Genomic DNA, 10,201 nt, shown 5'->3' on the forward strand with positions numbered 1-10,201 from the left:
ATGCGATGCGCGGGCATTGGCCCTTTGGAAGGTAGGCTAGTCACCATGAGCTTCCATGTCGAACGAATCGACCATGTCGTGTTGCGTGTGCGTAACCTCGACGCGATGGTCCGTTTCTACGAACAAACCCTGGGATTCAAGGAAGAGCGTCGGTTGGAGAAACTGGGGCTGGTGCAGATGCGCGCCGGCGCCTCGCTATTGGATTTGATCGCCGCAGAGCGTGCGAACGGTGCGCCGAACATGGATCATCTCTGCTTCCGCGTTGAGCCATTCGATCGTGACGCCATCGTCACTCGGCTGGCGCCGTTCGGGGTATCGGTCGGCGAAACCGTCGAGCGCTACGGTGCGGAAGGCAACGGACCTTCCGTCTACTTCGATGATCCCGAAGGCAATCAGATCGAATTGAAAGGTCCGTCGAGCGAGCCGAGCGCGCATTAAGGCTTGGCCGCTGCACATGATGTGATAGCCTCTCGGCCAACGGGGAAAAACAAACACGCCCGCACGTGTCGAGTCTGGGAGGACTTTCATGCGCACTCGTCTGGCATTCGTTGCCAGCGGCTTAGCCGCTTTTGTTGTTGCTGCGTCACCTGCGTTTGCACAGAAGCAAGGTGGAACGCTTCGCGTCTCTCATCGCGACAATCCACCAAGTGCCTCAATCCACGAGGAAGCGACGGTCTCGGTCATCCAGCCTTTCATGGCGGTGTTCAACAATCTCGTGGTCTTCGATCCCAAGGAGAAGATCAACAGCCCGGACAAGATCGTGCCGGACCTCGCCGAAAGCTGGAGCTGGAATCCCGATCAGACCAAGCTCACTTTCAAGCTGCGTTCTGGCGTGAAGTGGCATGACGGTAAGCCGTTCACCGCCAAGGACGTCAAGTGCACCTGGGATGCGCTCAGCGGCAAGGCTGACGAGAAGTCGGACCTGATCCGCAAGAACCCGCGCAAGGTCTGGTACAACAATTTGAAGGAGGTCACGGTCGGTTCAGACACCGAGGTTACCTTCACGCTCAATCGGCCGCAGCCTTCGTTCCTGTCGATGTTGGCCGCGGGCTACTCGCCCGTCTACGCCTGCCACGCGCAGGGCCGTGACATGCGGTCCAAGCCGATCGGTACTGGTCCCTTCAAGGTCGTCGATTTCAAGCGCAACGAGTCGATCAAGCTGGTGCGCAATCCCGACTACTGGAAGAAGGGGCGGCCCTACCTCGATGCCATCGACTGGAAGATCGTGCCCAATCGCAGCACGCGCATGCTGGGCTTCGCCGCTGGCGAATTCGACATGACGTTCGACTCCGATGTCACCTTCCCGCTGCTGAAGGACATCAAGAGCCAGAAGCCCGACGCGGTTTGCGAAGGCAGGCCAAGCAACGTCAATCAGAACATCCTGATCAATCCGGAAGCGCCGCCGTTCGACAAGCCCGAGGTACGTCGTGCGGTCGCCATGTCGATCGATCAGAAGCCGTTCAACGACATTTTGTTCCAGGGCCACGCACTGAGTGGTGCGGCCATGCTGCCGCCGCCCGCCGGTGTCTGGGGTATGCCCAAGGAGATGCTGCAGACGCTGCCTGGCTTCGCCACCGACGTCGAGAAGAGCCGCGCGGAAGCCCGCAAGATCATGGAAGGGCTGGGTTACTCCAAGGACAAGCCGCTCAAGGTCAAGGTGTCGACGCGCAATATCGCGATCTACCGCGATCCCGCTGTCATTCTGATCGACCAGCTCAAGAATGTGTATATCGAGGCCGAGCTTGATCCGATCGACACGACAGTCTGGTACACCAAGATCCAGCGCAAGGATTACCAGCTCGGCATGAACTTGACGGGCCTTGGTGTCGACGATCCGGATACGAACTTCTACGAGAACTTCTATTCGACCTCCGACCGCAACTACACGTCCTACAAGAATCCCGAAATCGACAAGCTGATCGACCAGCAGTCGGCGGAGATGGATCGCGAGAAGCGCAAGAAGATCGTGTGGGAGATCGAGAAGAAGCTCGCCGAGGATGGCGCGCGGCCAGTGATCGTCCACAACGTCGCCAACACCTGCTGGACACCGCAGATGAAGGGTCTCGTTCTGCAACACAACAGTATTTACAACGGCTGGCGGTTCGAGGACGTATGGCTCGACCGCTGACCATGACCAGCCGCCGCTAGGGAACAAAGATGGGAGCCTATCTCACTCGCCGCTTTCTGCTGATGATGCTGACACTCTTCGGAATGTCGATACTCATCTTCGTGATGCTGCGTCTCGTGCCGGGTAATGTCGCCGACATCCTCGTGGATTCGGCGGGCATTGCCGATCCGAAGGAGAAGGCCAAGATTGCCGCGGAGCTCGGCCTCGATCAGCCGATCTTCGATCAGTATCTGCATTGGATCAGTGGTCTGTCGCGCGGCGACCTCGGTTTCGCCTATGTCTCCGAGCGACCGGCGATCGAGGAGATCGGGCCTCGTATCCCGATCAGCGCCAAACTGGCGGGTTTGGCGTTGTTCTTCTCCGTGATCCTGGGCGTACCGCTCGGCGTCATCAGCGCGGTACGCCAGAATACTGGCCTCGACTATTTCCTGCGTATCTTGAGTCTCAGCGGTCTGTCGTTGCCATCATTCTGGCTGGGGTTGCTGATCCTGATGGCCTCGGTCCAGTGGTTTGGGATGATCCCGATCTACACCAACGAACCGCGAAGTTTCATCGACGAGGTGCTTCTGCTCAGCATTCCTGCCGCGGCGGTGGGTTTCCGTAGCTCGGCGTTGATCATGCGATTGACGCGCTCCTCGATGCTCGAAGTGTTGCGCCAGGATTATATCCGCACCGCGCGATCCAAGGGCGCCTCTCAGACTTCGGTGAACTACGAACATGCATTGCGCAACGCGCTCCTGCCCGTCGTCACCATCATCGGCATCGAGGCGGCCTTCCTGGTCGGCGGTCTGATCGTCACCGAGACAGTGTTCAATATTCCGGGCGTCGCCCGCTTCCTCGTCGAGGCGATCCTGTGGCGCGACTATCCGATCGTGCAGAATCTGGTGATGTTGATCGCCTTCATCGTGGTGGTGGTGAATTTCCTGGTCGACATGGCCTACATGGCCCTCGATCCCCGCATCAAGTTTGCGGATTGAGGGGGCATAGATGGCCATCATCAACCACGAAGCCGAACTCGCCCGCGCGGGCGCAAACGTCTCGTCGACCAGGGGCCAGATCCTGTTCCTGGCGCGCCGCTATCCGCTCGGCGCCGTCGGGGCATTGATCGTCCTGCTGTTTATCTTCACGGCCGTCTTCGCAAATTTCATCGCGCCGATGGACCCGACGACGACCAATGCCAAAGCCTCGCTGGCCAAGCCGGGCAGCGTCTATTGGCTGGGCGCGGACTTCATGGGCCGCGACATGTTCAGCCGCATCGTCTACGGCGCGCGCATCTCTCTGGCGGTCGGCGCCGGGGCCACTCTGCTGGGCGGCGTGCTGGGTGTCGCGATCGGTCTGATGTCCGGTTATCTCGGCGGTTGGTTCGACCTCGCCACGCAGCGCGTGATGGACATCATGCAGTCCCTGCCGCTGCTGGTCATGGCGCTGGTCATGGCGGCGTCGCTGGGGCCGTCGCTTGAGAACACCATCATTGCCATTGCCATCCCGCTGGTGCCGAGCGTGGCGCGCGTGGTGCGTTCGAGTACGTTGTCGTTGCGTGAGCAGCCTTTCGTCGAGGCGGCGCGTGCCGTCGGCATGGGCGAGGTGCGCATCGCCGTGCGCCATGTGCTGCCCAACACGCTGGCCCCGCTGATCGTGCTGGCGACCGCGCAGCTCGGCTCGGCCATCCTGACCGAGGCCTCGCTTTCCTTCCTGGGGCTCGGCATTCCCGAGCCCTATCCGTCGTGGGGCCGCATGCTGTCGGAGTCGGCGGCGGAGTATGTCCGCACCGCGCCGTGGCTGGTGATCTTCCCGGGCGTCGCCATCAGCCTCACCGTGTTCGGCACGAACCTGCTGGGCGATGCGTTGCGTGACATCCTCGATCCGAGACAGCGTACATGAGTTCTCTTCTGGAGGTCTCAGACCTCGGCACTTGGTTCTATACGCGGCAGGGTATCGTCAAGGCGGTCGACGGCGTCGACTTCCAGGTCGCCTCCGGCGAGACCCTGGCGATCGTCGGTGAGTCCGGCTGCGGCAAGAGCATGACGGCGCTGTCGCTGATGCGCCTGATCCCGAGTCCACCGGGGCGCATCGTTTCCGGCTCGATCAAGCTCGGCGGTCGCGATCTCCTGAAGATCAGCGAAGACGAGATGCGCAGCGTGCGCGGCAACGAGATCTCGATGATCTTCCAGGAGCCGATGACGTCGCTCAATCCGGTGATGACTATCGGCAAGCAGATTTCCGAAGCACTGATCCTGCATCGGAACATGGACCGCAGGGCAGCCCTCAAGCGCGCCGTCGAGATGCTCGATCTGGTGCGCATTCCCGAACCGGCGCAACGGGCCAAGGAATATCCGCACCAGCTCTCGGGCGGCATGCGCCAGCGTGCCATGATCGCCATGGCGCTCGCCTGCAATCCTAAGGTGCTGATCGCCGACGAGCCGACCACGGCCCTCGACGTCACCATTCAGGCGCAGATCCTTGAACTGATCGTCGACCTGCAACGCGAGTTCAGCGCCGCGGTGATCCTGATCACCCACGATCTCGGTGTCGTCGCCGAGACGGCGCGTCGGGTCATCGTCATGTATGCCGGCCGCAAGGTCGAAGAGGCGACGGTGGGCGAACTGTTCAGCAAGCCGCTGCATCCTTACACCGTGGGTCTGCTGGCCTCGATCCCGCGCCTCGACCTGATGCGCGGGCAGACCGATCGCAGCCAGGAGCGGCTCCAGGAAATTCCCGGCATCGTGCCGCCATTGTTCGACCTGCCAACGGGCTGCGCCTTCGCGCCGCGCTGTCAGCGTGCCGACGATCTTTGCCGCCGCGAGCGGCCCGCTTATGAGGAGAAGCAGTCCGGCCATTGGGCCGCCTGCTGGCACACCAATGGTTAACGCCAACGCCCCCGTCATCGAGGTCAAGGACCTCAAGAAGCACTTCCCGGTGAAGAAGGGATTGCTGCGCCGCACCGTCGGGCATGTCTATGCCGTCGACGGTGTCAGTTTCGCCGTCAAATCCGGCGAGACTCTGGGTCTGGTCGGCGAATCAGGTTGCGGCAAGACGACAGCCGGCCGTGCCGTGTTGCGGCTCACCGAGCCGACATCGGGATCCATCCAGGTCGATGGCACCGAGATCACAGGTCTCTCGAAGGCGGAACTGCGGCCCTATCGCCGGCAGATGCAGATCATCTTCCAGGACCCGTTCTCTTCGCTCAATCCGCGCATGACGGCGGGTGACATCGTGGCTGAGCCGTTGCTGGTCCACGAAGTCGCGAGCGCCAAAGACCGGCGCGAGCAGGTTGCGGCGCTATTTGCGCGCGTAGGGCTCCGGCCTGCACAGATGAGCAACTACCCGCACCAGTTCTCGGGTGGCCAGCGCCAGCGCATTGGCATCGCTCGTGCCCTGGCGCTGGGGCCGAAGCTGATCGTGGGTGACGAGCCGGTGTCGGCGCTCGACGTGTCGATCCAGGCGCAGGTCATCAACCTGCTGATGGATCTGCAGCGGGAACGCCAGCTTTCCTATCTCTTCATCTCGCACAACCTCGCGGTGGTGGAGCATATCAGCCACCAGATTGCGGTCATGTATCTCGGCCGCATCGTCGAATACGCCGATACGCGCTCGATCTTTACGCGCGCCCAGCACCCTTATACCGAGGCGCTTCTGTCGGCCGTGCCGGTGCCAGACCCGGCCATCAAGCGCCAGAAGCGGGTGCTGCAAGGTGACGTGCCGAGCCCGGTGAAGCCGCCCTCGGGCTGCCATTTCCACACCCGCTGTCCCTATGCCGAGGCGCGCTGCAAAGTGGAATCGCCACCGCTGCGCGAAATCGCTCCGGGGCATCACGTTTCCTGTCATCTGCGCTAGACTGTCTCCCGCCAAAACAACCAAGGCGGGAGGCAGGAGTATCATGGCTGATTGGGATTATATCGTCGTAGGCGGTGGCTCGGCAGGGTGTGTACTGGCGGCGCGGCTGAGCGAGGACCCCAACGTCAAGGTGCTGCTGCTCGAGGCCGGCCCACGCGACAAGTCGATCTGGATCGACCTGCCGGTCGGCTTCTCCCAGCTCATGCGCGGCACCAAGTTCAACTGGGCCTTCGAGATGGAGCCGGAGGACAATGTGGCAGGCCGTGCCATTCCCTGTCCGCGCGGCCGTACCCTGGGCGGCTCGAGCTCAATCAACGGCATGCTCTACGTGCGCGGCCAGCCGCTCGACTACGATACCTGGGCGCAACAGGGCAATCGCGGCTGGTCCTACGATCAGGTGCTGCCCTACTTCAAGAAGTCGGAGCACTACGAGGGCAAGGGCGACGAAAGCCGCGGCAAGAACGGGCCGCTGAACGTCGCCGACATGATCGAGCGTCACGAGCTTTGCGATGCCTTCGTCGATGCCGCCGAAGGCATGGGCTATCCACGCAACCCCGACTACAACAACGGCAAGCAGGAAGGCTTCGGCTACTACCAGACCACGATGAAAGGCGGGAAGCGCTGGTCGACGGCGCGCGCTTTCATCGACCCGATCCGTCATCGGCCCAACCTCGACATCGAGACCGATGCGCTGGCGAGCCGTCTGTTGATCGAAGGCAAGCGGTGCGTCGGCGTCGCCTATACGGTCCACGGTCGCGAAAAGCAGGCGCGTGCCCACCGCGAGGTCATCGTCTCCTGTGGCGCGGTTCAGTCGCCACAACTCCTCGAGCTTTCGGGTATCGGTCAGCCTGAGCTGCTGAAGAGCCACGGTATCGAAGTCCGCCACGAGCTGAAGGGCGTCGGCGAGAACTACGGCGACCACTTCGCGCCGCGCATGAACTGGCGGGTCAAGAACAAGTTCACCCTGAACGAACAGTCGCGCGGCCTCAGCCTCGTGAAGGAGGTCGTGAAGTACTACACGACCCGCCGCGGCATCCTCACCTGGACGGCTGGCGTCGTGTACGGGTTCGTGCGGACGCGGCCGGGCCTCGAAGGCCCGGATATGCAGTTCCACATGGCGCACGCCAGCTACGATACCGCCGCCACCCGCCTGCTCGAGAGCGAGCCCGGCATGACGGTGGTGATCGGCCAGTGCCGGCCCGAATCGCGTGGCTCGATCCATATCAAGTCGGCGACGCCCGGCGCACCACCCGCCATCCGGCCGAACTTTCTCTCCAGCCAAACCGACCGCGATTGCACGGTTGCCGGCATGCAGATCGCCCGCAAGATCGTGCAGCACCCGGCGATCGCCAAGTACATCGCCTACGAGAACAATCCCGGCGACAAGGTCCAGAGCTACGACGAGTGGCTCGATTTCGCCCGCCGCACCGGCCAGACGACCTATCACGTGGTCGGCACCTGCAAGATGGGTTCCGACCCGATGGCCGTGGTGGACGATCGGCTGCGGGTGCACGGGCTGGCCGGCCTGCGCGTGATCGACGCCTCGATCATGCCGACCGTGACATCGGGCAACACCAACGCTCCCACGATCATGATTGCCGAGAAGGGGGCAGACATGATCAAAGAGGACGCCAAGGCGGGGCTCAAGGTCGCTGCCTGACAGGGGACAGAGGGGAACGAGATGAAGCCGATCAGGACAATCCTTGCCATCCTGGCGGTTGGCGCCACCGCTGCGGCCTGCTCGTCGAAGCCGGAATCCAAGCAGGACATGCTGGCGGATTCGGGCTTCAAGGTCGTTTCCCTCAAGACGCCGGGCCAGGCGGCTTCGTTCAAGAAGCTGCCGCCGCACAAGCTCACGCGCAAAACCTACCAGGGCAAGACGGTCTGGCTATATGCCGACCCGACCATGTGCGGCTGCCTCTACATGGGCACGCAGGACGCCTACAACGCCTACATCAAGGAAGCGTCCCGCCAGATGATTGCCCAGGCCATGAAGGCCAACTACCAGGACGATCCCTACAGCCCGTCCGCGATGGATGCCCAGGTCGACAGTGACTGGGACTGGGGTGAGTGGGGCAACCCGGGCTACTACGGCCTGCCGTACTGAGGCGCGCCATAGGCACCAGCCTCGCGACTCCGAAGATGTCGTGAGGGTGGCCAGTTAAGGATTTGGGCGACTAGGAACCGGCTTCGCCCAAGTAGGCGGTGGCGTCGATCTCTACGAGACAATCCGGCGAACCGAGGCCGCTGACGATGCAGGAGACGCGATGCGGCGCGTCGTCTGCGAAGTTCTTGAAGTAGACTTCGTTCATCGGCTCCCAGTTGGCGCGATCGGTGACGTAGACAGTGCACTTCACGACGTCGCGCAGATCGGCTCCAGCTTCCCGAAGCAGGGCCGCGATATTGTCGATGCACTGCTGGGTCTGGCGCCTGACGTCGCCGGTCGCGAAACGTCCCTCGAGGTCCCGACCGGTGCAGCAGACGAACATGAAGCCGCCGGCGATTGTAGCCTGAGCGAAGGGAAGCTTACCCTTGAAGACACGGGGAGATGAAACGACACGTTTGGGCATGATGAAGTGACTCCGCACAACCTGAGGGGTTGGTGGTCAAGAGTGGAGGAAGCAGTATCGCGCTGCAACGCGCGAGAGGCGGGATAGTGAAACGCAGGCGATTGCTTGCCGGAGGGCTGGCGTAGATTTCGATCCGGTGAAACACTGCATCAACGTTCACGTCCAGGAAGCCTTCGCGAGGATCAAACAATGCCGTTGCGCTGGGAAATCCTTCATTCCGAGAAACTCGTGCACGTCGTTGCGGAAGGACCGGTCACCCTCAAGCAGATGGAAGAGCATTTCGACGCCATCGTAGTGGCCAATGCGTTGTCCTATTCCAAGCTGTTCGATGCCACTCTTCTCGAACCTGTCTACGACGACCACGACGTCATGATGCTGGGCGCTAGACTGAGCGCCTATACGTCCAATTTCGACAACGGGCCGCTGGCAGTCGTGGGCGAAAGTGAGGACGCGCAGATGGCGTTCAAGCGGTTCGTCAATATCTCGCCGTCCAAGCGGCCTGCGAAGCTGTTCAGCACGGAGGCGGACGCGCGTGCCTGGCTCGCGACGAAGCCGACTCGAAAGCCACTCTGACCCTCAGGGTGAGCTCACGGAAGCCATTCGGTCCAACTTGCAAGAACCGGGGTGGAAGGGCCAGAGTCGAGCCAACGGGGTGGGAGCTCGAAGACCATGATTCGCGACAAGCAATTGATCACACGGCGCGCGGCACTGGCTGGTGCGTCCATCGTTGCAGCTGGCGTTTCGCCGCTATCTGTCCAGGCTCAGGGGCGCTTTCCCGACCGGCCCATCAAGCTGATCATCCCCTGGGCAGCCGGCGGGCCGGCCGATGGCGGCTTCCGTATCCTGGCGGAGTCGGCGGCCAAGAAGCTCGGCCAACCGGTTGTCGTCGAGAACAAGGGCGGCGCCTCGGGCGTGCTGGGTGCGTTGGCGCTGCAGGATGCAAAGCCCGACGGCTATACTATCTCCCAGATGCACATGAGCGTGCTGCGCCAGCCCCTTCTCAATACGCAGCTTCGCTACGATCCGATCGAGGATCTCACCTACATCTTGCAAATCACCGGCTTCGTCATGGGCGTCGTGGTGCGTGCCGATGCCCCCTGGCAGACGCTGCCGGAACTGCTGGCCTATGCCAAAGCCAATCCTGGCAAGCTGAACTGGGGCACCCTGGGCATCGGTTCGACCCAGCATCTCGCCATGGAGCGGCTCGGCATGATGCAGGGCTTGTCCTGGACACATGCGCCCTATCGGGGCACCGCCGACACGATGCGCGCCCTCCTGGGCGGCGAAATCGACTTTGCCTCGGAATCCTCGGGCTGGGCGCCCATGGTCATCGCGGGCAAGCTCCGGCTCCTGGCGGTCTTCACCGCGAAGCGGGCGAAGCGCTTTCCCGATGCGCCGACGGTGCGCGAACTCGGCTTCGACGTGGTCGTCGACAGCCCCGGCGGCCTGATCGGCCCGCGCGGCATGGATCCTGCCGTGGTGAAGGTGCTGGCCGATGCCTTCCGTACTGCTGCAGAGGAGCCGCAACACCTACAGTTCCTCGACAATATGGATCAGCCTCTGATCCTGCTCGACGGCCCCGCCTATCGCGACGAGATGGCCCGCACGCTCGAAGACGAGCGGGAACTCCTGCGGCGGCTGAAGTTACTGCCGTCGTAACCTCGCCTCT

Annotated in this window: 11 protein-coding genes; 10 read left to right on the top strand and 1 reads right to left on the bottom strand. The window is 62.4% G+C overall.

The window, feature by feature from the left end; genetic code table 11:
* Positions 1 to 45 precede the first annotated feature (45 nt).
* The 8 genes from EPO50_RS15000 to EPO50_RS15035 all read left to right on the top strand — a co-directional run bounded on the left by EPO50_RS15000 (position 46) and on the right by EPO50_RS15035 (position 8,069).
* Complete coding sequence (locus EPO50_RS15000; protein WP_296345353.1) at positions 46 to 438, top strand: VOC family protein; 393 nt, start codon at positions 46 to 48, stop codon at positions 436 to 438.
* 88 nt (positions 439 to 526) lie between these two features.
* Entirely contained in the window at positions 527 to 2,128 is a 1,602-nt protein-coding gene (locus EPO50_RS15005; RefSeq protein ID WP_296345355.1) for an ABC transporter substrate-binding protein, read from the top strand.
* 29 nt (positions 2,129 to 2,157) lie between these two features.
* Complete coding sequence (locus EPO50_RS15010) at positions 2,158 to 3,105, top strand: ABC transporter permease (protein WP_296345356.1); 948 nt, start codon at positions 2,158 to 2,160, stop codon at positions 3,103 to 3,105.
* A gap of 10 nt (positions 3,106 to 3,115) precedes the next feature.
* Entirely contained in the window at positions 3,116 to 4,009 is an 894-nt protein-coding gene (locus EPO50_RS15015; protein ID WP_296345358.1) for an ABC transporter permease, read from the top strand.
* The gene (locus EPO50_RS15020; protein ID WP_296345360.1) at positions 4,006 to 4,995 is read left to right on the top strand and encodes an ABC transporter ATP-binding protein; all 990 of its coding nucleotides are present in this window, start codon (positions 4,006 to 4,008) and stop codon (positions 4,993 to 4,995) included. The genes EPO50_RS15015 and EPO50_RS15020 overlap by 4 nt, the downstream gene beginning before the upstream one ends.
* Positions 4,988 to 5,962, top strand: a complete 975-nt coding sequence (locus EPO50_RS15025) for an ABC transporter ATP-binding protein (protein ID WP_296345362.1) — start codon at positions 4,988 to 4,990, stop codon at positions 5,960 to 5,962. The genes EPO50_RS15020 and EPO50_RS15025 overlap by 8 nt, the downstream gene beginning before the upstream one ends.
* Before the next feature lie 43 nt (positions 5,963 to 6,005).
* On the top strand, positions 6,006 to 7,622 hold the full coding sequence (locus EPO50_RS15030) for a GMC family oxidoreductase (protein WP_296345364.1): 1,617 nt from the start codon (positions 6,006 to 6,008) through the stop codon (positions 7,620 to 7,622).
* A 21-nt stretch (positions 7,623 to 7,643) separates the two neighbouring features.
* Positions 7,644 to 8,069: a hypothetical protein gene (locus EPO50_RS15035; protein ID WP_296345366.1), complete on the top strand. Its 426-nt coding sequence runs from the start codon at positions 7,644 to 7,646 to the stop codon at positions 8,067 to 8,069.
* 70 nt (positions 8,070 to 8,139) lie between these two features.
* On the opposite strand, the gene EPO50_RS15040 is transcribed toward EPO50_RS15035, so the two are convergent.
* Entirely contained in the window at positions 8,140 to 8,532 is a 393-nt protein-coding gene (locus EPO50_RS15040; RefSeq protein WP_296345368.1) for a RidA family protein, read from the bottom strand.
* A 189-nt stretch (positions 8,533 to 8,721) separates the two neighbouring features.
* On the opposite strand from EPO50_RS15040, the gene EPO50_RS15045 reads away from it, so the two are divergent.
* The gene (locus EPO50_RS15045; RefSeq protein WP_296345369.1) at positions 8,722 to 9,105 is read left to right on the top strand and encodes a hypothetical protein; all 384 of its coding nucleotides are present in this window, start codon (positions 8,722 to 8,724) and stop codon (positions 9,103 to 9,105) included.
* A gap of 96 nt (positions 9,106 to 9,201) precedes the next feature.
* Positions 9,202 to 10,191, top strand: coding sequence for a tripartite tricarboxylate transporter substrate binding protein (locus EPO50_RS15050; RefSeq protein ID WP_296345371.1), 990 nt, complete (start codon positions 9,202 to 9,204; stop codon positions 10,189 to 10,191).
* The last annotated feature ends 10 nt before the right edge of the window (positions 10,192 to 10,201 follow it).

This window comes from Reyranella sp. (genome assembly GCF_004297405.1).
GTDB lineage: Bacteria > Pseudomonadota > Alphaproteobacteria > Reyranellales > Reyranellaceae > Reyranella.